The 25,458-nt window shown below is 72.5% G+C and carries 25 protein-coding genes; 7 read left to right on the top strand and 18 right to left on the bottom strand.

Going from position 1 to position 25,458, the window contains the following annotated elements; all coding sequences use genetic code 11:
* Nucleotides 1-115 precede the first annotated feature (115 nt).
* The 5 genes from DVK06_RS09640 to DVK06_RS18945 all read right to left on the bottom strand — a co-directional run bounded on the left by DVK06_RS09640 (nucleotide 116) and on the right by DVK06_RS18945 (nucleotide 3,294).
* Nucleotides 116-499, bottom strand: a complete 384-nt coding sequence (locus tag DVK06_RS09640) for a co-chaperone YbbN (RefSeq protein ID WP_121600120.1) — start codon at nucleotides 497-499, stop codon at nucleotides 116-118.
* A gap of 103 nt (nucleotides 500-602) precedes the next feature.
* Nucleotides 603-818, bottom strand: coding sequence for a hypothetical protein (locus DVK06_RS09635; protein ID WP_053770636.1), 216 nt, complete (start codon nucleotides 816-818; stop codon nucleotides 603-605).
* Nucleotides 815-2,605, bottom strand: a complete 1,791-nt coding sequence (locus DVK06_RS09630) for a b(o/a)3-type cytochrome-c oxidase subunit 1 (protein ID WP_053770635.1) — start codon at nucleotides 2,603-2,605, stop codon at nucleotides 815-817. Before DVK06_RS09630 ends, DVK06_RS09635 begins: the two co-directional genes overlap by 4 nt.
* Complete coding sequence (locus DVK06_RS09625; RefSeq protein WP_053770634.1) at nucleotides 2,602-3,111, bottom strand: cytochrome c oxidase subunit II; 510 nt, start codon at nucleotides 3,109-3,111, stop codon at nucleotides 2,602-2,604. Before DVK06_RS09625 ends, DVK06_RS09630 begins: the two co-directional genes overlap by 4 nt.
* Before the next feature lie 6 nt (nucleotides 3,112-3,117).
* Nucleotides 3,118-3,294, bottom strand: a complete 177-nt coding sequence (locus tag DVK06_RS18945) for a hypothetical protein (RefSeq protein ID WP_167551887.1) — start codon at nucleotides 3,292-3,294, stop codon at nucleotides 3,118-3,120.
* Between the two features lie 97 nt (nucleotides 3,295-3,391).
* On the opposite strand from DVK06_RS18945, the gene DVK06_RS09620 reads away from it, so the two are divergent.
* Nucleotides 3,392-3,592, top strand: a complete 201-nt coding sequence (locus DVK06_RS09620; protein WP_053770633.1) for a hypothetical protein — start codon at nucleotides 3,392-3,394, stop codon at nucleotides 3,590-3,592.
* A gap of 75 nt (nucleotides 3,593-3,667) precedes the next feature.
* Nucleotides 3,668-6,088, top strand: coding sequence for a cation-translocating P-type ATPase (locus tag DVK06_RS09615; protein WP_121600119.1), 2,421 nt, complete (start codon nucleotides 3,668-3,670; stop codon nucleotides 6,086-6,088).
* A 5-nt stretch (nucleotides 6,089-6,093) separates the two neighbouring features.
* On the opposite strand, the gene DVK06_RS09610 is transcribed toward DVK06_RS09615, so the two are convergent.
* The 5 genes from DVK06_RS09610 to DVK06_RS09590 all read right to left on the bottom strand — a co-directional run bounded on the left by DVK06_RS09610 (nucleotide 6,094) and on the right by DVK06_RS09590 (nucleotide 9,557).
* Nucleotides 6,094-6,681 (bottom strand): hypothetical protein, encoded by a 588-nt coding sequence (locus DVK06_RS09610; protein ID WP_121600118.1) that lies wholly within the window; start codon nucleotides 6,679-6,681, stop codon nucleotides 6,094-6,096.
* 114 nt (nucleotides 6,682-6,795) lie between these two features.
* On the bottom strand, nucleotides 6,796-7,038 hold the full coding sequence (locus DVK06_RS09605; RefSeq protein WP_053770630.1) for a SelT/SelW/SelH family protein: 243 nt from the start codon (nucleotides 7,036-7,038) through the stop codon (nucleotides 6,796-6,798).
* A gap of 71 nt (nucleotides 7,039-7,109) precedes the next feature.
* Nucleotides 7,110-8,513 (bottom strand): heme o synthase, encoded by a 1,404-nt coding sequence (locus tag DVK06_RS09600; protein WP_053770629.1) that lies wholly within the window; start codon nucleotides 8,511-8,513, stop codon nucleotides 7,110-7,112.
* Between the two features lie 79 nt (nucleotides 8,514-8,592).
* Entirely contained in the window at nucleotides 8,593-9,045 is a 453-nt protein-coding gene (locus DVK06_RS09595) for an adenylyltransferase/cytidyltransferase family protein (RefSeq protein ID WP_053770986.1), read from the bottom strand.
* Nucleotides 9,042-9,557, bottom strand: a complete 516-nt coding sequence (locus DVK06_RS09590; RefSeq protein WP_121600117.1) for a Mov34/MPN/PAD-1 family protein — start codon at nucleotides 9,555-9,557, stop codon at nucleotides 9,042-9,044. The genes DVK06_RS09595 and DVK06_RS09590 overlap by 4 nt, the downstream gene beginning before the upstream one ends.
* A gap of 141 nt (nucleotides 9,558-9,698) precedes the next feature.
* Between DVK06_RS09590 and DVK06_RS09585 the strand changes: the two genes are divergently transcribed.
* Entirely contained in the window at nucleotides 9,699-11,645 is a 1,947-nt protein-coding gene (locus tag DVK06_RS09585; RefSeq protein ID WP_121600116.1) for a DHH family phosphoesterase, read from the top strand.
* 63 nt (nucleotides 11,646-11,708) lie between these two features.
* Here DVK06_RS09585 and DVK06_RS09580 read toward each other — a convergent pair whose 3' ends face one another.
* Together DVK06_RS09580 and DVK06_RS09575 are read right to left on the bottom strand one after the other, a co-directional pair.
* Nucleotides 11,709-13,421, bottom strand: a complete 1,713-nt coding sequence (locus tag DVK06_RS09580) for a phospholipase D-like domain-containing protein (RefSeq protein WP_394345509.1) — start codon at nucleotides 13,419-13,421, stop codon at nucleotides 11,709-11,711.
* A gap of 120 nt (nucleotides 13,422-13,541) precedes the next feature.
* Nucleotides 13,542-14,987: a HEAT repeat domain-containing protein gene (locus tag DVK06_RS09575; protein ID WP_053770626.1), complete on the bottom strand. Its 1,446-nt coding sequence runs from the start codon at nucleotides 14,985-14,987 to the stop codon at nucleotides 13,542-13,544.
* Nucleotides 14,988-15,249: 262 nt separating this feature from the next.
* Between DVK06_RS09575 and DVK06_RS09570 the strand changes: the two genes are divergently transcribed.
* The gene (locus DVK06_RS09570; RefSeq protein ID WP_121600114.1) at nucleotides 15,250-16,725 is read left to right on the top strand and encodes an MATE family efflux transporter; all 1,476 of its coding nucleotides are present in this window, start codon (nucleotides 15,250-15,252) and stop codon (nucleotides 16,723-16,725) included.
* A 20-nt stretch (nucleotides 16,726-16,745) separates the two neighbouring features.
* Here the strand turns inward: DVK06_RS09570 and DVK06_RS09565 are convergent, their stop codons facing one another.
* Both DVK06_RS09565 and DVK06_RS09560 read right to left on the bottom strand, forming a co-directional pair.
* Nucleotides 16,746-17,309 (bottom strand): cysteine hydrolase family protein, encoded by a 564-nt coding sequence (locus DVK06_RS09565; RefSeq protein ID WP_121600113.1) that lies wholly within the window; start codon nucleotides 17,307-17,309, stop codon nucleotides 16,746-16,748.
* Nucleotides 17,302-18,177, bottom strand: a complete 876-nt coding sequence (locus DVK06_RS09560) for a YqcI/YcgG family protein (RefSeq protein WP_121600112.1) — start codon at nucleotides 18,175-18,177, stop codon at nucleotides 17,302-17,304. The genes DVK06_RS09565 and DVK06_RS09560 overlap by 8 nt, the downstream gene beginning before the upstream one ends.
* A gap of 105 nt (nucleotides 18,178-18,282) precedes the next feature.
* Between DVK06_RS09560 and DVK06_RS09555 the strand changes: the two genes are divergently transcribed.
* Nucleotides 18,283-18,714 (top strand): DUF1810 domain-containing protein, encoded by a 432-nt coding sequence (locus DVK06_RS09555; RefSeq protein WP_121600111.1) that lies wholly within the window; start codon nucleotides 18,283-18,285, stop codon nucleotides 18,712-18,714.
* A gap of 46 nt (nucleotides 18,715-18,760) precedes the next feature.
* On the opposite strand, the gene DVK06_RS09550 is transcribed toward DVK06_RS09555, so the two are convergent.
* Complete coding sequence (locus tag DVK06_RS09550; RefSeq protein WP_053770621.1) at nucleotides 18,761-20,245, bottom strand: sodium:solute symporter; 1,485 nt, start codon at nucleotides 20,243-20,245, stop codon at nucleotides 18,761-18,763.
* Nucleotides 20,242-20,511 (bottom strand): DUF3311 domain-containing protein, encoded by a 270-nt coding sequence (locus DVK06_RS09545; RefSeq protein ID WP_053770620.1) that lies wholly within the window; start codon nucleotides 20,509-20,511, stop codon nucleotides 20,242-20,244. The genes DVK06_RS09550 and DVK06_RS09545 overlap by 4 nt, the downstream gene beginning before the upstream one ends.
* Before the next feature lie 179 nt (nucleotides 20,512-20,690).
* Here DVK06_RS09545 and dnaG point away from each other — a divergent pair, with 179 nt between their 5' ends.
* On the top strand, nucleotides 20,691-22,268 hold the full coding sequence (gene dnaG, locus DVK06_RS09540; RefSeq protein WP_121600110.1) for a DNA primase DnaG: 1,578 nt from the start codon (nucleotides 20,691-20,693) through the stop codon (nucleotides 22,266-22,268).
* Nucleotides 22,269-22,286: 18 nt separating this feature from the next.
* On the opposite strand, the gene DVK06_RS09535 is transcribed toward dnaG, so the two are convergent.
* On the bottom strand, nucleotides 22,287-23,354 hold the full coding sequence (locus tag DVK06_RS09535) for a prepilin peptidase (protein ID WP_121600109.1): 1,068 nt from the start codon (nucleotides 23,352-23,354) through the stop codon (nucleotides 22,287-22,289).
* A 226-nt stretch (nucleotides 23,355-23,580) separates the two neighbouring features.
* Here DVK06_RS09535 and DVK06_RS09530 point away from each other — a divergent pair, with 226 nt between their 5' ends.
* On the top strand, nucleotides 23,581-24,069 hold the full coding sequence (locus DVK06_RS09530; protein ID WP_233561654.1) for an HPP family protein: 489 nt from the start codon (nucleotides 23,581-23,583) through the stop codon (nucleotides 24,067-24,069).
* A gap of 6 nt (nucleotides 24,070-24,075) precedes the next feature.
* Here the strand turns inward: DVK06_RS09530 and DVK06_RS09525 are convergent, their stop codons facing one another.
* Entirely contained in the window at nucleotides 24,076-25,371 is a 1,296-nt protein-coding gene (locus DVK06_RS09525) for a DUF6498-containing protein (RefSeq protein ID WP_121600108.1), read from the bottom strand.
* Nucleotides 25,372-25,458: the final 87 nt, after the last annotated feature.

The raw sequence follows: 25,458 nt of genomic DNA, 5'->3' as shown, positions 1-25,458 counted from the left end.
CTGGCTCCGAGTAGGCCGGTCCGGCTCAAAAGGGTTCCGTCGGTCCGGCTCCGCGCCGTAATCGCCGACGGTTCATCCCACGGACGGCGGCGCGTCCCGCCAACGGGATTCCCGCCTACGGCGCGTGTTCCTCGACCCACGCCGTCAGCTCGTCGCCGGGGACGAACCCATCGGCGCGGCGTGCGACCGGCTCGCCGTCGACGAAGAGGACGAACAGCGGGACGCTCCGCACGTCGAACCGCTCGACCAGCGGCGGGTCGTCGCGGGGGTTCACCAGCCCGACCGCGAGGTCGGCCTCGACGCCGCGAGCGACGTTCCCGATCACCGGTTCCATGCTCGCGCAGATGCCGCAGCCGTCGGTGTAGAACTCCACGAGCGCGACGGCCGCGTCGCCGACGAAGGCGTCGAGGTCGGCCTCGTCCGACAGCGAGACCGGACGCTGAGCGTCCGCGGAGCCGCCGGTCGCTTCGGACGCGTCTGCGGCAGTATTGGATTCCATGCGCACGATCGGTCGCGGACGGGCATAACTGCTTCTGTCGGGAACACCGGCTCCGGAGGTGATACGGGAAGCGAGGAGAGCGTGAGCGACGGCGCCCGCGTCGCTACGCAGGCCTGTCGCCCTCGGGTTCGGTCCGCCACCCGCCCTTCAGCGTGACGTACCAGACCGAGGCGCCGGCGAGGACGAAGACGGCGGCCATGTAGGGGATGATCGGGAGTTCGATCCCGATGAAATCGAGCACGGTGCGCAGCTCGTAGACGATCACGCCGAAGATCGCGAGCGTGACGAGCAGCCCGCCGCGAGAGATGTCGACGCTCATCGGACCACCTCGGCGAACGCGGCCGACGCGTCGCCGACCGTGCCGGCGAGCGGCTCGATCGCGTTCGCCAACGCGTCGACGAGCGGCACGAGCCACACCGGATAGGTGCCGACGCCGGGGCCGAGCAGGCCGCCGCGGCTGATGATCGCCGCGATCGGGAGGGCGTACGCGAGCACGACCAGCACGACCGCGATGCTCACCCACAGGCGAAGGTTATCGAGCACCTGCGGGGCGTCCTCCGGTCCGGAGACCGGTGTGGGGAGCGTCTCCGCGAGCCCGGAGACCGTCGGGTTCCCCATCGTCAACACGAGGTTCCCGAGGAAGAGGATCGTCGAGATGAAAAGCAGCGTCCCGCCGATCGCGATCTGGATGTTGAGCTCCTCGAACCCGCCGAACATCGTCGGGTAGTCGAAGCCGGTGTACTCCGGTTCGGCGGTCCGGCGCGGCACGCCGAGCAGCCCTTGCGCGTGCATCGCGTTCGACATCAGCGCCATGCCGATGAACCAGAGCACTACCTGGAACAGCCCGATCGTGCGGCTGTAGATCGGTTTGTTGCTGATCTGCGGCCAGATCCAGTACGTCCCGGCCATCATCGTCAGCGCGACCGCGGTCCCGACGGTGAGGTGGAAGTGGCCGGGGACCCACAGCGTGTTGTGGATGAGGTAGTTGATGTTCATCCCGGCGTTCACCATGCCGGAGAAGCCGCCCGCGGCGAACATCAACCCGGCCAGCATCATACCGGTGAACTCCGGCTTCCGCCACGGGAGGTTCGTGAGCCAGCCCAGCAGTCCGGTACCGCCGTTCTGACGGGCGCCGTACTCGACGCTCGCGACGACGGTGAAGGCGGTGAGCAGGCTCGGCAGCAGCAGGAACATCGTGTTCGTCATCGAGATGAACTTGAACCCCTCCGCGATTCCGGGGTCGAGGTACTGGTGGTGGATCCCGACCGGGGTCGAAAGCAGGAGGAACAGCACGAACACCACGCGAGCGAGCGGGTCGCTGAACAGGCGCCCGCCGGCGATCTTCGGCAGCACGGTGTACCAGAGCATGTACGCCGGCATCAGCCAGAAGTAGACGACTGGGTGGCCGAAGAACCAGAACAGCGTCCGAGTGAGCGTCGGGTTCACCTGGTCGATCAGGCCGAGCGACCACGGGAGCAGGAACAGCAGCACCGAGGCCGCCACGGCGGACGTGGCGATGTACCACATCGTCATCGTCGTCAACACCATGAACGCCTGAAGCGGAATCCGTTGGTCGGGGTGGTCGCTCCGCCACGCGAGGAACGTCCGGAACCAGTCGGCGCCGGCGATCCACGTGCCGACGATGAACACCACGAGCCCCGTGTAAAACAGCGGATGCGCCTGAAGCGGCGCGTAGAAGGTGAACAGCACGTCCGCGCTCATGTCGATGGAGTCGACGAACCCGGCGAGGATCGAGATCCCGGTGAGCGTCATGCCCGCCGCCATCAGACCGTACCACGTCCACGTTATTTTGATGTTGATCAGGGGCCGATCTAGGCTGCGCGTCAGCGCCCAGGTGAACAGCCCGACGAGGAAGAAGATCGTGAAGCTGATCACCATGAAAACGCCGTGTGCGGTGAGAACGGTGTAGTAGTCCGTCGAGGGGATGATGCGCGCGATGTCGGTCCGGTGGAGCGTCTGGACGATCCCGAAGATCGCGCCGAGGAACAGCGCGAAGAAGGCGCTCAGGAAGGCCGCGCGGACGACGCGCGCCTCGTCCGGGAACTTGTCGACGAACGTCCGTTCGGACTCGATGGCGGTGCTCACGCCGAGTCACCCCCGCGGTTCTCGAACTCCGACTGGCTCACGACGTGGATCTTACCCTCCATGACGTGGTGGCCCGCGCCGCAGTACTCGTTACAGAGAAGCCCGTATTCGGTCGGTTCCGCCGTCTCGACCGTGATCTCGGAGACCTCTCCCGGGACGACCATCGTGTTCGCGTTCGTGCCGACCACCTCGAAGCCGTGGATCACGTCGCGTGAGGTGACGTGTAACGTCACGGTACTGTTCGCCGGCACGACGATCGGGGAGGGTTCGAAACCGAACTGGTAAGCGACGACGTACGCCTCGTACTCGTTTTCGCCCACCTGTTCGACGCGGGGCTCAGAGAACCGCTCGTCCTCGTCGAGCGCCGTCGCGTCGACGGTCTGCTGCGTGTCGGCGACCATCGCTACGCCGGGACCGACCGCCCCGTACGTCACGGTGCCGATGAGCGCGAGGATCAACACGACCGAAAGCGCGAGCCACAGCTTCTCGTACGCATGAATGTGCACGTCTGATCACCCCACCACCACGAGATCCCGCCCGAGGAACTCTACGAAGTAGATATACACCCATGCGAGTACCAATATCGCGAAGTAGATCCCGATCAGCGTGAGCGTGCCGATCGGGTCGAACTCCTCGCCGTCGGCGCCCACGTCGTCTGCGCCGGCGTGTGCGGTCTCGTTTTGTCCCATAGGCGGCGTTATACACAAGGAAACATATAACGTCTACCCGTTCTCGAACCCTGATAACACGGGCATTATATATGGCCGGGGAAGCCTTGCGTCCCGTATGAACTTCTCGATCCAACAGGCCGTGCTCCTCGTCTTGGGCGGGCTCGTCCCCGCGCTGGTGTTTATCGCCGACCGGGCGGAGTTCGTCGTGGCGGTGACGCTGGTGAACGTCCTACTCATCTGGGCGAGCCTCCGGATCGCGACCGGCGGGAGCCTACCGGGGTTCGCCGGTGACGCAGACGAGCCCGAACACGCGTAGCCGAGCCGAATCGCACCGCGGGGACCGGCGGGCCCGCTCCACGGAGCGCTCGGAGAGAACCCGAACGAACCACGCATGACAGACTGCACGCTCTGTGACCTCCCGACCGGGGACGACCCGCACACCGCCCCCGACGTCGACGGCGAGTTCTGCTGCCGCGGCTGTCTGACCGTCGCGCGCTCGCTCGACGGCGTCGAGGACCTCGACGACCTCGACGAGCGGCGCCCGGACGCGACGCCGGGCGACGAGTTCGACGGCGAGACGACGTTCCTCCACGTCGACGGGATGCACTGCGCGACCTGCGAGTCCTTCCTGGAGATGACGGCGGGCGAGCAGGAGGGGGTCGCGGCCGCGGAGGCGAGCTACGCGACCGACACGATCCGCGTCGACTACGACCCGGACACGGTGGACGCGGACGAGCTCCCCGACCGACTCTCCGTCGCGGGGTACGCGGCGAGCGACCGCGCGGACCCGGACGCGGACGAGGACGACGCAGTCGTGCGGTTCCTGATCGGCGGCGGGTTCTTCGGAATGATGGCGATGCTGTGGTACGTCGTCTTCCTGTACCCGACCTACTTCGGGTACGAGCCGATCGTCGACTTAGGCGGCGTCTCCGGCACGTACCTCTTCGCGCAGATCTGGCTGTTCGCCTCGATCGTGCTGTTCTACACCGGCTACCCGATCCTGCGGGGCGCGTACGTGAGCCTCCGGGCGCGACAGCCCAACATGGACCTCCTCGTGTCGCTCGCGGCGACCAGCTCGTACGCGTACAGCACGCTCGCGCTGCTCGTCGGCCGGACCGACCTCTACTTCGACGTGACCATCGCGGTGATCCTCGTCGTCACCGCGGGCAACCACTACGAGTCGATCATCAAGCGCCGCGCGACCGGCATGCTCACCGACCTGACGACGACCGAGGACCGGGCCGTGCGGACCGAAGCGGGAGAGACCGTCGCGGCAGACGCGGTCGACCCCGGCGACCGCCTCCTCGTGCGCCCCGGCGAGCGGGTGCCGTTCGACGGGACCGTCGCCGAGGGGACCGCCGCGGTCGACGAGGCGCTCGTCACCGGCGAGTCGCTCCCGGCGACGAAACGCGAGGGGGACCCGGTCCGCGGGGGGACCGTCGTCACGGACTCGCCGGTCGTCGTCGAGGTCGGCGAGGACGCGGCGAGCACGCTCGACACCCTCGTGCGGCTGCTGTGGGAGATTCAGAGCTCGCGGTCCGGGATCCAGCGCCTCGTCGACCGGCTGGCGACGGTCTTCGTGCCGCTCGTCGTCGCGGTCGCGGCCGTCGGCGCCGCCGCCACGCTGGCGCTCGGATCTGCCCCGATCGACGCCGCGCTCGTCGGGTTGACGGTGCTGATCGTCTCGTGTCCCTGCGCGCTCGGGCTGGCGACCCCGCTCGCCGTCGCCGCCGGGATCCGCGACGCGGCGAAGCGGGGCATCGTCGTCGTCTCCGACGCCGTCTTCGAGTCCGCCGCCGACGTCGACACCGTCGTCCTCGACAAGACCGGCACGCTCACCGACGGCGAGATGCGGCTGCTCGACGCGACGGCGGCCGAGGGGGAGTCGGTCGAGCGCGTGCGGCGGCGCGCCGCGGCCGTCGAGCGCGCGTCGGTCCACCCGGTCGCGGAGGCGATCGTCGCGGGCGTGCTGGGCGACGGGGACCGACCGGCGGGGTCGCGGCCGGCCACCGACGGCGGCGCCGGCGCGACCGACGGCGCGCCGGCCGAGGTCGGCGCGCTCGACCCCCCGTCCGCGACCGGCGTCGACGTGTTCGACCGCGGGGTCGCGGGACGGGTCGACGGCGACGAGGTCGTCGTCGGCCACCCGGACTGCTTCGACGAGCGCGGCTGGCCGGCGTCCGACCGACTGCGCGAGGCGGGAACGGCCGCCCGCGACCGCGGGAACGTCCCCGTCTACGTCGGCTGGGCGGGTCGGGTGCGCGGGGTCCTCGCCGTCGGCGACGAGGTGCGCGACGGGTGGGAGTCGGTCGTCGCCGACCTCGACGCGGACGGGCGGCGCGTGGTCGTGCTCACCGGCGACGCGCCGGCGGCCGCGGCGCGGTTCGCGGAGCACCCCGCGATCGATGAGGTGTTCGCCGAGGTGCCGCCGGAGGCGAAAGCCGAGACGGTCCGACGGCTAGGGGTCGACGGCCCGGTCGCGATGGTCGGCGACGGGAGCAACGACGCGCCGGCGCTCGCGGCGGCCGACCTCGGCGTCTCGGTCGCCTCGGGCACGGACCTCGCGGCCGACGCCGCGGACGCGGTCCTACTGGAGGACCGGCTCTCGGCGGTGCCGGAGCTGTTCGCGGTCACGCGCGGGACGAACCAGCGCCTGAAACAGAACCTCGGCTGGGCGTTCGTCTACAACGCGGTCGCGATTCCGCTCGCGCTGACGGGCGTCCTCAACCCCCTCTTGGCGGCGCTCGCGATGGCGTCGAGCAGCATCCTGGTGGTGACGAACTCCGCGCGGGCGGTGTTCGACCCGGACTGACGCGGTCAGGTCCCGCCCCGCCCGGAGCGGTCCTCCCCCTGACCGCTGCCCGAGGGGAGGAGCCGGCGTGCCAGCGCGCCGAGTCGCTTGTACGCGAGGTTCACGTACAGCCCCGAGAGGAAGACGAGCCCGACGACGAGCGGCACGTCGTCGACGCCCTGGCCGAGGACGAGGTCCGAGAGCAGGTAGACCCCGACGCCGAGCGGCAGCGCGGCCGGCAGCCGGAGGTTGTACCGGAGGAGCCTGCCGACCGAGGCGTCGAAGCGCTCGATCAGGGCGGTGGAGACGAACCCCAGCGCCCCGAGCAGGCTGAACAGGGGGACGAACGGGGGGACGATCCCGGGCCCGAGACCGTCGATCCCGGCGTACGGCGCGTCGACCGCCACGGAGGCCGCGGCGGTGAGGGCGACGGCGAGGAGGACGTCGCCGGCGACGACGGCGGTTCCGAGCCGGGACCGATACCAGGCCCGCGCGAGCCACGGCCGGTCGTCCCCGCCCAGCGCGGCGTCGCCGCCGAGCGTCGGGTCGTCGGCCCCGAGCGCCGGGTCGTCGGCGGGAGGGTCGCCTCGCTGCCGCTGCGATGAGTCCGACATCGCCAGGGCTGTTCGCGGCCGAGCGACAATTAGCTTGTGCCGCGTGAACGAGACGCAAGGATATTCGGGACGGCTCGTCGACGGACCGGCGGCGCCGGAGGCGCGGTCGGGCCGTTACGCGGTCGCACCGACGTGCGGCTTGACCGCCCGGACGATGGCGTCGACGTCGTACTCGTCTTCGGTCTTGTCGAAGACGACCTCGCCGTCGGCGCGGACGACGAACACGCCGTCGTCGCCGGTCACTAAGGCCACCTCGTCGACGCCCTCGCCGAACTGCTTGAGGATAGCCTCGGAGACGTCTTGCGCGCGGTTCAGCATGCCACAGGGGACGCAGTACTCGACTTCGACGCGTGTCATACCGTCCGGTAGAGCGCGAATCGGATTAAAAGGGCTGGTCGCGCCCGGGGCGGCGGCGGGCGCCGACCGGCTCAGACCACCAGCGCGTCGAAGACGACCGCGAACAGCAGCAGCCCGAGGTAGGCGTTCGAGGCGTGGAACGCGCGGAACGCCGCCTTCTCCGTCTGCTCGTAGTGGAGCCGGACGACCGCCCAGAGGAAGGCGGCGCCGACGCCGACGCCGACGACCGCGTACAGCGCGCCGAGCGGGTCGGCGGCCGCGGCGAGCGCGACCGCGGCGACGAGCGTCGCGCCGAGGTACCAGAGGATGTGCCGGCGGGTCGCGGTCTCGCCGCGGACGACGGGCATCATCGGGAAGCCGCCGCGCTCGTAGTCGTCCTTGTACGCCAGCGCGAGGTTGTAGAAGTGCGCGGGCGTCCACAGGAAGATGACGAGGGCGAGCAACAGCCCGCCGCCGCCGACCTCGCCCGTGACCGCGGCCCAGCCGATGAGCGCGGGGAGCGCGCCGGCCGCGCCGCCGATGACGGTGTTCTGGACCGTGTTCGGCTTGAGGACGAGCGTGTACACGACGCTGTAGAACACGATCGCGACCAGCCCGAGCGCGGCCGTCAGCGGGTTCACGCTCCAGAACAGCCCGAGCGAGACGACGGTCAAGAGCCCGCCGAACGCCAGCGCGTGCGAGACCGGGACGAGGTCGGTCGCGAGCGGGCGGTCGCTGGTGCGTTGCATCCGCTTGTCCACGTCGCGTTCGAGGACGTGGTTGAACGTCCCGGAGGCGCCGATGGAGAGCGCGCCGCCGGCGAGCGTGGCGGCCACGACGCCGGGCGTGAACCCGGTCCCGCCCGCGAGCGCCATCGCGGCCGCGGCGACGAGGCAGAGCAGCCACATCAGCCGCGGCTTCATGAGCCGGAAGTACGCCGCCGCGGTCGCCCGCAGCCGGGGGAGCGTCGCGCTCGGGATGTCCGGCTCCGGCGCCTCCTCGACCGGCGGGAGGTCGTCGGTGCCGGCCTCGAAGTCGTCGGGGGCGTCGTCCGGGACGCCCGTCTCTGCCTCCAGCCACCACGCGAGCGCGGCGAGGACGGCGCCGAAGATGCCGATCCCGAGGAGGAGGTGGGCGGACCCGAGGGCGGCGGGCAGGTCGCCGAGCGCGACGAGCGCCCCGACGCCGGCCTGCGCGGGGTAGACGGCGAGCGCGACCGCGAGGGCGGCGCGGACCCGGCGGTCGGCGCCGTTCCGCCACGCGAGCGCGGCGGAGAGCGCGACGAGGAGGCCGACGACGACCGCGAGGACGCGGTGGCCGAGGGCGATCCAGCCCTCGGTCGCCGTCGGCAGGGCGGCGCCGCTCCCGCAGGCGGGCCAGCCGCCGCAGGCCGCCGCCGCCTCCGTGAGGGAGGTGGTGGCGCCGGCGACGACGAGGAGGTACACGCCCATCGCGGCCGCGGCCAGCACCGCGGGGAACTTGTCGGGAATGTTCACTCACCCCGGTTAGGGAGTCAGTCCATTTAGATGCCGCGCTTCCCCGCCCGCGCGCCGTCAGGCGGGGCCGACCGCCGGGTCACCCCGGCGTCCCGTCCGAGCCGTCGCCGCGCTCGCGGACGATCCGGTCGACGATGTCGCCGCTGGAGAGCAGTTCGTCGTCGTACTTCGGCTCCCGGCCCGACGCGCGCTCGACCCGGCAGTCGATGCCGCGGGCCGCGAGCGCGTCGGCGATGGCGGCCTCGTCGTGGTGCTGGTCGAACCCCAACACGATCACGTCGGGGTCGAGCCGCTCGATGGGGACGAACACGTCCTCCGGGTCGCCGAGGTGCGCCTCGTCGACCGCGGCGAGCGCGGCGACCATGTCGCGCCGCTGGCGGGCGCAGAGCACCGGCGCGGGCTTGTGCGTGACGTTGGTCCGGCGGGCGACGATGGCGTGGAGCTCGTCGCCGTACGTCGCCGCGTCTTCGAGGTAGTGGACGTGACCGGGGTGGAGCAGGTCGAAGGTGCCCTGCGCGACGACCCGCGTCATCGGAACCACGAGAGGAAGCCGCCGCCGTCGCGGTCGTCCAGCTCCCGGTCGATGTCCTCCTGGGTGAAATCGAAGAAGTGCTCGTCGGGCACCGCCACGTCGAGCACGTCGAGGGTCGTCTGCTTCCCCTCGTTGTCGAACGCCTTCCAGTCGCCCCATCTGTAGGGGGCGCCCACGATGATGTGCACCTTCCCCTGCCCGAACGTGGCGAGGTCGGCGTCGCTCGGTCGGAGCGCGCCGTTCGGGTGGGAGTGGACCGAGCCGACGGCGCGCATGTCGTTCGGCTTCATGTTGGTGCGGACGGTGGCGCTCGTCGGGCTCGACTCCGTGCCCGGGATGACGAGCACGTCGGTGATCACCTGCCCGTCTCGGTCGAGGTCGAGCTTCCGGGCGTCGTCCGCGCGGAGGAACCCCATGTACTCGTTGGGGTGGGTCTCCTCGCTCGCCTCGAGGACGAACTCCAGGGTCTCTCGGGCGATGCCGAGGAGCTCGTCCGAGCGGAACAGTCGCATGGGTCAGACAAGTCGCCGTCGCCTCATAGGGGTTCCGGACCGCGGGACGCCGGGCGGGCTCCACGCGCCGGGCGTCCGCCGGTCCGCGGGCGAGAGCGCCGAGAGAACAGGCTTAACACCGGCCGTTCCCGATTGCTCTCCATGAGCGAGAACACCGCCGGGGATTCCGGCACGCGGGGCGATTCGAGCCCCGAACCCGACGCCGACGCGGCGGAGGGGGCGGCCGACGACCGGCCGACCGTCTACGACCTGGCGCCCGACTGTACCCTCGAAGACGCCGAGGTCGACGCCCTGTACCACGCCGAGGTCAACGGCGTCGTCGACTACGGCGTGTTCGTCGACCTCTCCGACGCCGTGAGCGGCCTCGTCCACGAGTCGAACCTCGACGGCGACTACGCCGTCGGCGACCGGCTGATCGTCCGGCTCACCGAGGTGAAGGAGAACGGCGACGTCGCGTTCGACGACGTCGACCCCGACGACTACCGCACCGAGACCGTCGCCCACGAGCCGACGGTCTCGCGGGTCCGCGGCCTCGCGCCGGGCGACGAGGCGACCGTCGAGGGCGAGGTCGTCCAGGCGAAACAGACCGGCGGCCCCACCATCTTCGCCGTCGCGGACGCCTCCGGGGTCGTCTCCTGTGCCGCCTTCGAGTCCGCCGGCGTCCGGGCGTACCCGGAGGTCGAGGTCGGCGACATGGTCCACGTCTCGGGGACGATCGAGAGCCGCGAGGACGCCCTCCAGCTGGAGGTCGACTCGCTGAAGCGCCTCCCCGACGGCCGCGCCGCCGAGGCCCGCGAGCGCTTCGAGGCCGCCCTCGACGAGCGCGCCGAGCCCGCCGACGTCGACCCCCTCGTCGAGTGGGAGGCGTTCGAGCCCATCCACGAGGACCTCCGCGACCTCGCGCGGCTGCTCCGCCGGACCGTCCTCACCGGCCGCCCGATCCGCGTCCGGCACCACGCCGACGGCGACGGGATGTGCGCCGCGATCCCGGTCCAGCTCGCCGTCGAGAACTTCGTCCGGGAGGTCCACGGCGACCCCGACGCGCCGCGGCACCTGTTCAAGCGGCTCCCGAGCAAGGCCCCCTACTACGAGATGGAGGACGTCACCCGCGACCTCAACTTCGCCCTGGAGGGCCGCGCCCGGCACGGGCAGAAGCTCCCCTTCCTCCTCATGTTAGACAACGGGTCGACCGAGGAGGACGTGCCGGCCTACGAGAACCTCGCGCACTACGACATCCCCATCGCGGCCGTCGACCACCACCACCCGGACCCCGAGGCGGTCGAGCCGCTGCTCGACGCCCACGTGAACCCCTACCTCCACGGCGAGGACTACCGGGTCACCACCGGGATGATGTGCGTCGAGCTCGCGCGCCTCATCGACCCGTCGCTCACCGAGGAGCTCGAACACGTGCCGGCGGTCGCCGGGCTCTCCGACCGCTCGAAGGCGGAGGCGATGGACGACTACGTCGCGCTCGCCGAGGGCGCCGGCTACGACGAGTCCGACCTCCTCGACATCGGCGAGGCGCTCGACTACGCCGCCCACTGGCTCCGCTACTCCGAGGGGAAGACGCTGGTCAACGACGCCCTCAACGTGGGCTGCGACGACGAGGAGCGGCACGAGGAGCTCGTCGAGTTCCTCTCTGAGCGCGCCGAGCGCGACGTGGAGCGCCAGCTCGACGCGGTCGACGACCACGTCGAACACGAGCGGCTCGCCTCCGGCGCGCACCTCTACCGGATCGACTTAGACGAGTACGCCCACCGCTTCACCTACCCCGCTCCGGGCAAGACCACCGGCGAGCTCCACGACGAGAAGGTGACCGAGACCGGCGACCCCGTCATCACCATCGGCTACGGCCCCGACTTCTGCGTCCTCCGCTCGGACGGGGTCCGGCTCGACATCCCGAACATGGTGACCGAGCTGAACGAGGAGCTGCCCGAGGCGGGCGTCTCGGGCGGCGGCCACCTCGTCGTCGGCTCCATCAAGTTCGTGAAGGGCCGCCGGAGCGAGGTGATCGAGGCGCTCGTCGAGAAGATGGCGGGCGCGGAGATCGACGAGGCGCTCTCGTCGACCATCGCACTCGACGACTGACCCGGCGGTCGCGACCGCTGTCCGGCGCCGCGGTCGGAAAGCCGTTCGCCGCGGCCTCGCTTCTCAGCCGAACGCGATCTCCCGTCGAGCGACGGCGCTGGCCCCCGCGAGCGCGACCCCGAGGCCGGCGGCGAAACCGACCGGCAGCTGGACGCCACCGCCGCGCCAGTCCGCGGCGTACGCCCGGGCGTAGAAGTCCGCGGCCGACTCGCTCTCTATCGCGAGCAGCACCTCCCGGTTGTTCGTCGCCGCGCTCGGGTTCCAGTTGAGGCTGCCGACGACCGCCGCGTCGTCGACGACGAGCCCCTTCGCGTGGACCTTCCCGAACCGGCCGCGCGGCGCCGCGAGGTCGACCGCGATCGGTTCGTCGGCGAGCCTCGCCGAGAGGTTCCGGTTCGCCTCGCGGTCGTACCAGGCGTCCGAGAGCAGCAGGTGGACGTCGACCCCGCGGTCCGCGGCGCGCCGGAGCGCGCGGACGATCCGGTCGTTCGGCCCGCCGACCCGCGGCACGACCGCGAGCACGCGCTCGTCGGCGGCGTCGATCCGGGCGACGATCCGGTCGGCGGCGTTCCCCGGCGCCGTCAGGAGCGTCACGTCGGCCGTCGACGGCGCCGCGGGCGCCTCGAACCGCGTCGGGTAGGAGCCGTTCGCGCGACCGCCGTCGTGGAACTCGGTGTCGGCGCGGAAGGCGCGCCACGGCCGCGCGTCGCGCGCCTCGAAGTCGGCCAGGAACAGTTCCGCGAGGTCGTCCGCGACGCCCGCGTCGCGGTCGGCACCGCCCCCGGCACCGGCGTCGGTCCCGCCCGCGGCGCCGTGGTCCCCCCCGACGAGGACGCCCCACCCGCGGTTGCCGTGCCCGCCCGTGCCGGACGGCTTCCAGTTCTCCGTGAGGACGACGGCGCGGCCGTCGGCAACCGCGTACTTCGGGTGGTGGAACCGGAACCGCTCGACCTCGCCGTCGAGGACTCGGACCGCGACGCCGGCGGCCGTCAGCCGGTCGGCCAGCGCCGCGCTCCGGGTCGAGAACCCCCCGACCGGCGACCCCTCTAACAGCACCCGGACCCGCACGCCGCGGTCGGCGGCCGCGACGAGCGCGTCGGCGACCCGCTCCGAGGTCAGCGTGTAGCCGGCCAGGAACAGCCGCTCGTCCGCGGCCCGGAGCGGCTCGACCGGCATCCCGGGACTGTCCGGGAGGACGAAGGGAGTCACGGCGGCGTCGGCGGTCGGCTCCGGGGAGCGGGAGTCGTAGCCGCGCGGGCGCCACTCCCCCCAGTCGGCGCGCCAGCGGTGCCCCTCGGGCGCGCGGTCGTACGCGACCACGGCGACCGCCGTGCCGTTCCGGCGGAGCTCGATCCGGTCGCCCGACGCGGCGAGCGGGAAGTGGTCGTCGAGCGCGCGGAGCGTCGGGTCCCCGGTGCCGCCGTCGCCGGCGACCGCGGTCTCGTCGGCGAGCAGCGGCGTCGCGTTCGCGGGGTCCGTCGAGAGGGCGACGACGCCGCTGGCGTTCGCCGGGATCTCGGCCTCGTGGTAGCCGTCCGAGAGCGACCAGTCGCCGCGCTCGGGGAGCCGGACGACGAGGTACTCGCCGCGGTTCTCCGCGGCCGCCGGGTTCGGGAACAGCTCGACGATCCGCGGCGTCGTCGAGACGAGCGTTAGGTTCGCCGCGCTCCCGTTCGAGCGTTCGGCGGCACCGCCGGAGTCGACGGCGGCGGCCGGCGAGCCGGGGCCGGCGCCGCCCGCGGCCGCGACCGGGACGAGGGCCGCGAGAGCGAGCAGCCCGAGCGCGACGGCGGCGACGCTCACAGTCGCGTCGCCTGCGCAGGGAGATGAAACGAACGCCACGCCGGGTCTCGCCCCGACTTCCGATAAGAAGGGTCGGCCGAACGGCGGGCCGCGTCAGGCGGTCGGGGCGGGCTCGGCGCCGTCGTCGAGCGCGTCGCGCGCCTTCTCGCCCTCGGTCGAGACGACGAAGGAGCGCTCGTCGGCGTACTCGGCGACCGCTTCGAGCGCCTCGCGGGTGCCGATCTGCCGGAGCGCCCAGCCGGCGGCGGCGCGGACGTCGTCGGACGGGTGCGCCTCGAGCGCGTCGGCGAGGGGATCAACCGCGCGGGTGTCGCCGATCAGGCCCAGCGCGCGGGCGGCGTGGGGGCGGACGAGCTCGTCGGTGTCGCCGTCGGGGTCGAGCTGGTTCGCGAGAGGCTGGACGGCCTCCGGGGCGCCGATCTCGCCGAGCGCCTTGAACACCGCCTTCTGGAGCTGCGGGTTCGAGTCCTCGTCGACGTACTCGACGAGGGTGTCGGTCGCCTCCTCGGCGGCCATCTTCCCGAGGATCCGGATCGCGGGGCGGTCGCGCTTCTCGGCGCGGCCGAGGATCTCCTCGACGGACGCCTCGGTCTTTCCGCGCTTGCCCATCCGCTCGAACGCCTCCAGGCAGTGGCGCTCCATGAACTCGGACTGGAGCGAGTCGAGCGCGAGCAGGATCATGTCGACGTTGCCTCGCGCCTCGTGCTCCTTCAGCGCGGACCACTCGACCGGGAAGTCCTTGTAGTGGCCGAGCACGTCGTAGTACCCCTGCGCGCGGAGCTGCTCGTGGGTCTCGAGGTCGTCCCACTCCTCGGCGTCGTCGAGGGCGGCCTCCAACTCGTCGGTCGCCGCGAGCAACGCCGCGATGGCGTCCGCGTCGTCGTCCGCGTCGAAGCCGGCCTCGACGACCGTCGCCGCGACGGCGTCGAGCGCGGCGGTGAGCTGATCGACGGGGATCGGCTCCGCGGCGTCGGTTTCCTCGTCGTCCGCGGGCTCCGCCAGGAGCGCCTCGGGGTCCTCCTCCGCCTCCTCGATCGCGTCGGGAGCGGCGTCGTCGATCGCGTCGGCGGCCTCGTCGACGAACGACGTGACGGCGGCCGCGACGGCGTCGTGGCCCGCCTCGGTCCACTCGGTGTCCGCGACCGTCCCGGACGCGGCCTCGACCGCGTCGGCGACGTCCTCGCCGTATGGGCCGCGGGCGTCGTCGACGCCGTCGCGGAGCTCCGCGACGCGGTCCTCGAGGTCGCCGCGGGGGTCGTCGGCGTCCTCGTCGTCCTCGTCCGGCTCGGGGAGGTCCGCGTCCTCGATGCCGGTCGCCGCGTCGTCTAAGAGCGCCTCGACGTCGTCGAGGTCGGCCTCCGTCTCGGCGGCCTCGAGCCGGTCGGCGATCTCGTCGAGGTACTCGTTCAGGGACTCCTCGGTCGCGTCATCGGGGAGCGTCGGGGCGGCCGTCTCCGTCGACTCGTCGGCGTCCCCGCCGTCGTCCGCGGCCTCGGCCTCCTCGGAGGCGTCGGCCGGGTCGTCGTCGCCGTTGCTCATATATCACGAACTCCGTGTGTAGTCCATTAAGAGGTTTCCCTTCGCGGGCGCCGGGCGACCGCGTGCGGGGGCGAAACGGTGCGCTCGCCGGGCCGGACGGGCGCGCCGGTCCCCGACTCGCCTCTCACCGGAACCCCACCCCGGCGCGGGGCGGTCGACCGCTCGCCGCCCCGGATCGAACCGGCGGACCGCGCCTCGATTCGAGAGTCGTGTTCACGACCAGCACACTTTTATTATCGCCTTCTAATACCGTAACGATTCGATGCTGGACGTCGACCGCGAGGCGATCACCGACGGGCCGGTCGGGCGGGTGCTGCTGGCTCTCGCCGCGCCGCTCGTCGCGCAGAACGTCGTCTACGTCGCCAACGCGCTGGTCGACACGTTCTGGCTCGGGCGGGTGGGCGAGGACGCGGTCGCCGCCGTCGGGCTCAGCCTCCCGGTCCAGTCGCTGCTCGGCGCGACGGTCGTGATCGGCGCGGTCGGCACCCAGATCCTCGTCTCGCAGCGCGCCGGCGACGGCGACGAGGCGGGCGCGCGCCGGGTCGCGGTCAACGGGGCGCTGGTCGCGCTCGCCGTCACCGCGGCGGTCGCGCTCCCGGTGGTCGCCTACGCCGACGAGGTCGCGGCGCTGCTCGGCGCCGACCCCGCGCTCGCCGGCGCGACCGCGACGTACCTCGCGATCGTGACCGCCGTCCTCCCGGTCGGCGCGGTCGGCGACACCGTCGAGAACTGCTTCACGGCGTACGGCGACACCCGCGCGGTGTTCCACGTGACCCTCGTGGGCGTCCTCGTCAACGCCGTCGCCGCGCCGGTCCTCATCTTCGGCGTCGGTCCGGCGCCGGAGCTCGGCGTGGCGGGCGCCGCCCTCGGCACCGCGCTCGCGGGCGTCGCCGGCCTCCTGTGGGTCCTCGGCTACGCCGCGGGGATCGGCCGCGACACCTTCCGGCTCACCCGGGACGCGTTCGCGCTCGACGCCGCGACCGTCCGCGAGGTCGTCGCCGTCGGCCTCCCGCTCGGCGGCCAACGCGGCGTGAGCGAGCTGGTCCGCGTCCTCGTCGTCGGCCTCGTCGCGGTCGCCGGCGGCGCGGCGGGCGTCGCGGCGTACACGGTCGGCGCCCGGGTCGCGACGCTCGCGATCGTCCCGGCGCTCGGGATGCAGCAGGCCGCGCAGTCGATGATCGGACAGAACCTCGGCGCGGCCGCCCCCGAACGCGCCCGCCGGACGACCACGGTCGGCACCGGGATGGTCGTCGCGGGGTTCCTCGCGCTCGGCGCCCTACAGCTCCTGTTCGCCGGCGAGATCGCGGACCTCCTCGCGCCCGACCTCACCGCGACCGGGCGCGACCTCGCGGTCACCTACCTCCGGATCCTCGGCGCCTCCTACTGGGCGCTCGGCGGTACCTACACGCTGTTGGCCGGGTTCAACGGCGCCTCCCGCACCCGGACCTCCTTCGTCGCGGACCTGGTCAAGTACTGGGCGGTCCGGCTCCCCATCGCGGTCGCGGCCGTCCCGGTCGCGACGACGGTCGGCGCGTTCGGCGTCACCGTGACGCCCGGGCTCGGCTGGGGGGTCGAGGCCGTCTTCTGGGCGGTCGCGGCCTCGAACGTCCTCGGGTTCCTCGGGCTCAGCGCGTACTTCCTGTACACCACTCGCCGCGGCATGTTCGCGAACGCCGCCGAGCACGCGGCCGGCGGCGAGGCCGACGCGACCGCCCCGGAGGCGGCGGACGACGACTGACGGCGGTCGGGTCGGGCGGGTCAGTCCGCGAGCAGGTCGGCGCTCTCGACGACGGTCGCGAACTCGCCGTCTAAGTGCGCGAGCGCGACGCGGTGGGAGGTCGCCGGGTCGATCCGCTCGCCGTCCGGCGCCTCGCGGGCGTGGGTCGCGGTCGCGTCGGCGACCACGGACACGTCGTAGCCGCGGTTCTCCGCCTCGCGCGTCGTGGTCGAGACGCAGTGGTCGGTGGTGAGCCCGCAGACGACGAGCGACTCGTACCCTCCCTCGCGGAGCCACGCGTCGAGCCCGGAGTCGAGGAAGGCGCCGTTGACCGACTTCTCGAACGTCGGCTCCCCGTCGACGGGGGCCGTCTCCGGCTTCCACGCGAAGCCGGGGGCGTCCGGGCGCAGCGGCGAGTCCGGCTCCGTCGAGGCGTGCCGGACGTGCGCGACGGGGCGGTCGTCGTCGCGCCAGCGGTCGAGCAGCGCGGCCGCGGCCGCCTCGGCGTCGGGGTTGTTGCGCTCGCCCCAGCCCGGCTCGTCGAAGCCCGTCTGGAAGTCGACGAGGAGGAGGACGGCGTCGTCGTCCGGCGCCCGCTCAGTCATCGCCGAGCCCAGACGTGACCGCCGCGTCCCCGTCGGCTGCCGAGGCGTCGTCGTCCGCGAACCGGCGCCACGCGCCGGGTTCGAGGAGGTCCGCCGCCGCCCGCGGGTGGTCGCGGGCCGGCGAGAGCGGGCAGGCGTCCGGGCTCGCGTCGTCGTCCTCGCGGAACAGGTACTGCGTCCACTCGCGGTCGCCCTCGACGCCCCAGTCGCCGAGGTCGGCGTGGGGGCAGACGCCGTCGTAGTCGCTCATCCGGTCGCGGATCGTCTCGCGAGCCCGCTCGCCGGCCTCGGTGTCGGCGGTGATCCCCTCGAAGACGGCGCGGGGCTGGAAGGTTATCTCCAGCCCGACCGGCGAGTATCGGCTCTTCCGCTCCTCGTAGAACGGCGCCCGCGACGTGGGGAACAGCGGCTCGCCGCCGAAGCAGAACTCCCAGCGCGGGGTGTCGGGATCGGTCGGGATGTCGTCGGGCCACGGCTCCGGGTCGTGGACGTGGAGGAACTCCAGCACGTGCCAGAGCCGCTCGTGGTAGTGCGCCTCGCCGCGCTCGCCGTCCGGCGGCCTGAAGAACACCGCGAGCGGCGCGCGGTCGGCGTGGTCGGGGTACGTCTCCAGGTACTCGACGAGCACGTCGCGCAGGCGCAACAGCGCGGCGGGGTCCGTCGTCGACTCGCAGGCGGCGTACAGGAGGTCGCCCTCGCGCTCGACCTCGATCCCGAAGTAGCAGGGGAACGGCGACCCGTCGCGCTCGCCCAGCATCGACTCCCGGAACGTCCGGTAGTGTTCGCGGAGCCACGGCGGCGCGTCGTCGAGCCGACCGCGGAGCGTCGCCTGGTCCAACAGCACGCCCTCGGTTCCGGGCTCGTTCATACCCGCATTCGGGGACAGACCGGCTTTTGGCTTTCGGGGAATCCGGCGCGGCGGGAGCGCGGGGGCGAAGGATTATCAGCGATCGCGCCGACGCTCACCGGCGGTATGGCGGCGGACGACCCGCGCGACCTCGAACGCTTCCTCGACGCGCAGGACGGCGTGATAGAGGCGGCCAGGCGGGAGCTGCGGTCGGAGCGGAAGCGCGGTCACCGGATGCGGTTCGTGTTCGCGCAGGTCGAGGGGGTAGGGAGCGGCCGGACCTCGCGGCGATACGCGATCGGATCCCGGGAGGAGGCGGCCGCGTACCTCGCGCACCCGACGCTCGGGCCGCAGCTGCGGGAGTGTACGGCGATCGGCAACGGGACCGACGGGCGGACGGCCCGCGAGGTGTCCGGGGCGCCCGACGCCCTGAACTTCCGGTCGTGGATGACGCTGTTCGACGCGGTCGCGGACGGGTCCGAAGCCTTCGGGGCCGCGCTGGACCGCTACTACGACGAGCGCGACGAGGGGACGCTCCGGTTCCTGCGAGAGGAGTGAGGTCGGCGGTCGGGAAGTCGACCGCCCGACCGGGCCGACGCCCGGCTCAGTCGCCCGCCACCGCGAACCGCGAGGCGTCGCCCTCCTCGGTCGGCGCGGTGAGCAGCGAGACGCCAACGGTGAGGACCGCCGACAGCGCCATCAGCCCGAGCGCCACGTCCCAGCCGCCAGCGACGGTGCGCGGCAGCGTCGGGACGGCGTCGACGACCGCCGACAGCACCACCGCGAGGTACGCGACCTGCGGGACCGCGACGCCGGCGAGCATGCCCGTGCGCGTCGTCCGCGGCCAGTAGAGCGCGCAGATCACGGGGAGCGCGAGCAGCGCGAACCCGGAGAACGCGGTGCCCCCGACCTCGACCAGCGTCCCGGGGCGGAACAGGCTCGCGACGAACGCGAGCGCCGCGAACCCGGCGACGCCGACGCGCGCGACCCACGCCTCGCGGCGCTCGGAGGCGTCGGCGTTCACCACGGGCCGGTACACGTCCCGGGTGAAGTACGACGACCCCGACAGGAGCATCGAGTCGGACGAGGACATCATCGCGGCCATCGCGCCGGCGATAACGAGCGCCGTGAACCACGCCGGCGTGTACTCGCCGAGCACGACCGGGAGCACGTTCGCGTTCTCGGGGACCGTGACCGGCGTCCCGGCCGCCCACGCGCCGAGCATGAACGCGGGCAGGAAGAGCAGGAGGACGAGCACGGGCCACAGCGCGAACGACCGCTTCAGCGTCGCGGCCGACTTCGCGACGAAGAAGCGCTGGTTGATCTGCGGGAACATCGTCACGCCGAACGCGATGGTGACCGCCGTCGAGATGATGAACCCGGGCGTGTACGTCCCGCCGCCGAAGCTCCCGAACTCGGGGCGAGCGGCCAGCATCCCCTCGGTCGCGGCGCCAACGCCCCCGAGCGACGAGACCAGCCACGCGGCGGCGATCCAGACGACGGAGAGCATGAACAGCCCCTGAAGCGTGTCGGTCCACGCCACGCCGCGGAGCCCGGCGACGGCGACGTAGAGGATCATGAACGCCGTGATCAGCGCCGCGCCGCCCCAGTAGGGCACCGCGCCGTTCGTGAGCCCCACGAGCGCCTCGCCGGCGCCCATCTGCTGGAGCATGACGTACGGGAACAGCCAGAGGAGGCTGACGCCGGCGACCAGCGCGCGCAGGCCGGTCGAGCCGAACCGGTCGCCGAGCATCTCGCCGAGCGTCACGTAGCCGTTGCGGGCGCCGATCAGCCACTGCTTGTAGCCGATCACGTACCACAGCACCGCGAACAGCACGCCGTCGAGGGTGCCCATCACGATCAGCCACTCCGGGCCGGCCGCGTACGCGAGGTTCGGCCCGCCGAAGAAGGTGAACGCCGACAGCAGCGTGGCGAACGTCGTGAAGAGCAGCACGAGCGTGCCGATCGACCGGTTCGCGAGGTAGTAGTCCTCCGCCGTCGACTCCGAGACGCGGTACGCGACCAGCCCGAGCGCGAGCGCGGCGACGAGGTAGCCGACGACGACGCCGAGCGAGAGCCCCAGCGTCATCGGCGATCACCGTCGACGGGCGTCGGCGCGTCGCTGCCGGCGACGTCGCGATCCGGTCGCCGCCCCATCCCGCGCTCCCACGCGCCGCTCCGGACGAACAGCGCGAACAGGGCCGTACACAGTCCGAGCCACGCCACGTGCCACCAGATCCACACCGGCAGCCCCGCGACGACAGCGTCAACGCCCCACAGGGGCCACGGCACCGCGAAGGCCACGAGGACCGCGAACGTCGGTATCCACACGAGATCGCTCCGTGAACGCGTCATGTGAGAGAATAGTGTTTCCATAGGTACAAAGAACTATCGAACAGATTCGGATAGGCTTTTCGTAGAGAAATTTTCTTCAATAGTCGGCGACGGAGGAGGAGGGTGCGATAGCTATTTTCCGCGAGGAGCGCAACCATACACGGACGGGCGCTACCGCCCGACATCACCATTCACCACTCATGAAAGACACAGAGAAATACCTGATACACGCCACCATCGCGGCCGACGGCGTCGTCGAGCGGAGCGACGTCGTCGGGGCGGTGTTCGGCCAGACGGAGGGGCTGCTCGGCGACGAGTTAGACCTCCGCGACCTCCAGGAGTCCTCGCGCGTCGGCCGGATCGACGTCTCCGTCGAGTCCGAGAACGGTCAGTCGTTCGGCGAGGTCACGGTCGCGTCGAGCCTGGACAAGGTCGAGACCGCCATCTTAGCGGCCGCGCTGGAGACGATAGACCGCATCGGTCCCTGTCACGCCTCCGTGGAGGTGACGAGCATCGAGGACGTGCGGGCGGCCAAGCGCCGCGAGGTCGTCGAGCGCGCCAAGGAGCTGATCGCCGGCGGCTTCGAGGAGACGAGCCTCGCGAGCAGCGACGTGTTAGACGAGGTGCGCGACGCCGCGCGCGTCGAGGGCATCGTCGACTACGAGGGGCTTCCAGCCGGACCGCGCGTCGGCGACTCCGACGCCGTCATCGTCGTCGAAGGGCGCGCCGACGTGCTCACGCTCCTCGACTGCGGGATCAAGAACGCCGTCGCGGTCGAGGGGACGAATGTCCCCGAGGCGGTCGCCGGCCTGACGGCCGACCGGACCGTCACCGCGTTCCTCGACGGCGACCGGGGCGGCGAGCTCATCCTCCGCGAGCTCGCGCAGGTCGGCGAGGTCGACTACGTCGCGTTCGCGCCGCCCGGCGAGTCCGTCGAGGACCTCGACCGCGACGCCGTCTTCGAGGCGCTCCGCGGGAAGGTGCCGTACGCCAGCCTCGCGGACGCCGCCGACCTCCGCGCGGCCGCCAGCGACGAGGAGGTCGCCGACGGCGACGACTCCGGGTCGGTCGCCCGCGTCGGCGACGGCGGGGCGGTGCCGGGCGACGCATCGGGCGGTGGCTCGACCGGCCCGTCGACTGAAACGACCTCGTCGCCCGAGGTCGAGCCGGAAGACGAGTCGTCCGAACCGGAGTCGACGCCGCCCGACGACGCCGACTCGACGCTCGACGCCGACGTGGCCGTCGAGCCCGAGTCGGGACCCGTCGGCGAGCCGAACGCCGGGTCAGCCGAGGAGTTGGATACCGAGTCGGCCGCGGAACCGGACACCGAGGCGGTCGAGGAGCCGGAGACGGAGGCGGTCGAGGAGCCGGACGCCGAGTCGGCTGAGGAGTCAGACACCGAGTCGGCCGCGGAGCCGGAGCCCGACGAGAGTAACGACGAACGGGGCGACGCGACCGACGACGGACCCGACGAACAGCGGTCGATGGCGGTACACGTCGACGAGGTCGTCGACGGCGCGACCGGCCGCGCGCGGCTCCTCGGCGACGAGTTCGAGGTCCTCGACGAGGTCGACGCCGGCGAGGCGTTCGACGCGGTCGAGGGCGCCGAGCCCGCGCCGCACGCCGTCGTCGTCGACGGGACCGTCGACCAGCGGCTGCTCGACGTGGCGGCCCAGCGCGGCGTCGCCGACGTGGTGGGCCGCGACCTCGGCGAGTTCGTGAAGCGCCCGGTCGGAACGCGCGTCCTCGCGGCCGACGACGTTTGGGCCGGGAACTGAGGCGGGCCGGCCGGCGTTTCAGACCAGTCCGACCGCGCCCAGCAGCGCGAACAGCGCGTCGCCGTACGTCAGCGAGACGACGAGGCCGACCGCCATCGGGACGACAAACGGCATCCCGGGCGAGACCAGCACGCTGTCCTCGTGAGCGACGACGTCGAGACCGTCGCGGAGCGTCGCGGCGTCGGTGCCGTAGGCGCCGTGGTCGATGTCGTCGAGGAAGCGCTCGGCCGCCCAGGGGTCGTCGACCTCTGGGTCAGCGTCGACCGCGTCGGCGGCGTTCGCGTCCTCGACTGCGCGTCCCCCGTCTGGGGTCGCGTCGTCCACTGCGCGTCCCCCGTCTGGGACCGCGTCGTCCACTGCGCGCCCCCCGTCGGTCCGCGGGCCGACGTGAGTCCCCCCGTCCGTCGGGTCGAACGTCTCGCCGACGGAGGCCGGGTCCCGGAGGCCATCGGGGTCGGCGCGCAGGTCGGCGAGCGTGAGCCCGCGCCAGCGGAGGTACATCCGGAGCGCGTCCAGGTCGAGCCCGCCCCGGGTGGGCCCCTCCGGGTCCTCGAACAGGCGGCCGTGGCGGTCCGGCAGCGAGTCGGTCGCGACCGGGCGCGCGAGGAACATGCTCGAGGAGACCTCGCCGCGGACGAGGTTGAGGGCGGCGAGGCCGACCGGGTACGCGAGCCCGATCAGGACGGTGTTCGTGAGGATCGTCAGCGAGAACACGCCGAGCTGGGTGCCCACGAGCGGGAGCGTGGCGCCCCCGACCTCGTAGGCCGGGAACGTCGGGAAGACCACCGCGAGCGCGATCATCGCCTTCGCGTCGGCGCCGCCGAACGCGCCGAGGTACCAGAAGGCGTAGCCGAGCGGCGCGACGAACAGCAGGCTGATCGCGGCCCGAACGAGGAAGATCCGCCCGTCGAACCCGGCAAACGGCCACAGCGAGGCGGCCACCCAGACCAGGAGCAGCGCGCCGAACAGGTACAGCGGCGGCCAGAGCCGGTTCGGGAGGCGCCGGGTCCGGACGTCCCGGATCGCCGCCCACGCGAAGACGGGGACGACGAGCAGTCGGAGGAGGTCCGGCAGCGTCGCGACCATGTCACCACGGGCGAGACGGGGCCAATTAGGCGTTCGGGTTCGGCTATCGCGAGCGATAGCGCCCCGCGGTCCGCCGGGCGTCTCGTCCCGGTCCGGCGAGGCCCCGTCCCCCGATCCGCGGGGCGTCCCGCCCCGCGATCCGCCGGCCCTTCGTGAGTCGCCCGCCGACCGGAGCGCGAGGCGCCACCGCCTCGGGACGAGCCTGTACGCCGGCCTCCTGTTCACCGTGCCCGGCCTCGTCGCGCGGGCGACCGGCCGGCCGTTCGTCTTCCCGAGCCTCGGCCCGTCCGCGTTCGTCCTCGCGTTCGACCGCCGGAGCGTGCGGGAGCGGGCCGTCCGCGTGGTCGGCGGTCACCTGATCGGCGGCGTCGCCGGGCCGGCGGCGCGGACGGCGATCGCCGACGGCGCCGCGCTGACGGCGACGCCGCCCGCCCTCTCGCCCGAGGGGGTTCGCCTGACGGCGAGCGCGGTCGCCTCGCTCGTGGCGACCGGCTGGGCGATGATCGCGACCGGGACGGTCCACCCGCCGGCGTGCGCGACGACGCTCATCGTCTCGCTCGGCCTCCTCTCGACGCCGACGGAGGTGGCGATCACCGTCGCGAGCGTGACGGTCCTCGTCGCCTTCCACGCCGTCGTCATCCTGGCCTTCAAGCGCCTCGTCGGGGACACGCACCCGCTGTACGGCCGGGACGAGGCGACCGACGCGGACGGCTGACACGAGTCAGTCGCCGGACCGCTCCGATTCGTCCGGGCGGTCCGGCCGCCGGTCGAAGACGGCGAGTATCGGCTCGGGGTCGGCGAGGCCCGGGATCCGGTACTCGTCGTCGCGGAGCTCGATCGCGACGGTCTCGGTCCCGAGCCGCCGGTCGAGCCCGCTCCGCTCCACCCGGAGGTCCGTCTCGTCCCACGGTTCGACGCGCCAGAGCGCGGTGCCGAGCAGCCGGTCGCGGGCGACGAGCGCGTCGTCGCCGGCGCGGTACTCGACGAGCCCGTGCCGGAGTTCGTGGTCAATTGCGGCGAGGCCGAGCGGGAGGGCGACGGCGACCGCGAGGAGCGTGACGGCCGTTCCCCACTTCCCGCCGAGCGCGAACAGCGCGGCGCCGAGCGCGGGGAGCGCGGCGAGGTACCACAGCCCCGGGTGGCCGATCGGGGTCGTCAGCGCTCCCGCGATCCGCGCGCGAGGGGGCTGGCGGACCGTCTCGACCGGCTCCGCGAGCGAGCCGTCGACGGGCTCCGCCGCGGGCGGGTCGTAGGAGAAGCCCAGGTCGAGCGCGGACGACTCGTCGAGCGCAACTAACCGGTCGCCGTAGAGGCTCGCGAGGTCGAACGCGAACTTCACCGCGACGATGCCGAGCAGGAGGGGGAGACCGATCGCGTCCGGGTCGAGCGCCGATATCGGCGCGTCGCCCTCCAGCGTGCCCGCGGCGACGACCGTGACGGTGAACAGCGCGCCGAAGAAGATGGCCGCGCCGCGCGCGAACACCCCCTGAGTCGCCGTCTGGGCGCTGTGGTCGCGGTACTCGCCGCGACCGAAGTACTCGACGAGCGTCGTCGCCCCCTCGCCGACGAAGACGGCGAGGACCGCGAGCGTCACGGTGTCGAGCGCCCGCGGCGACAGCCCGCCGTCCGCGACGACGCCGACCGTGAGCGTGCCGACGACCCCCCAGACGACCGCGAGGATCGGGGCGGCGACCGGGAGGACGAGCAGCGACGAGACCCGGACCTCGACGCCGGTCCGCGGGACCGACAGCCCGCCGCGGCGCTGCGCGAGCGGGCCGACGATCAGCCCGTCGCGCTCGATCTCGGACGGCCGGCCGGCGAACAGCGCGCGGACGAGCGCCCAGCCGGAGGCGATCCCGAGTTCGAACCAGTACAGCGTCATCAGCGCGGCCGCGTTCCAGCCGAGCGCGACGACGCCGACGAGCGGGAGCAGGGTGGCGACGGCGACCGAGAACGCGCGCGGTCGGCGGCCGCGACCGAGCGCGCGCAGGCGGTCGGGCAAGCGGGAGGAGGGCATCCGTCGGTCGTTCCGCGTCGTCGCACATAAGCGGTCTGGAGCGGGCCACCACAGGAACCGAGCGAGAGAACCGGCGCGGGCCGCCGC

The sequence above is a fragment of the Halorubrum sp. Atlit-28R genome (assembly GCF_003665955.1).
In the GTDB taxonomy this organism is placed as follows: domain Archaea; phylum Halobacteriota; class Halobacteria; order Halobacteriales; family Haloferacaceae; genus Halorubrum; species Halorubrum tropicale.
This window is presented reverse-complemented; position numbering and strand designations above follow the sequence as displayed.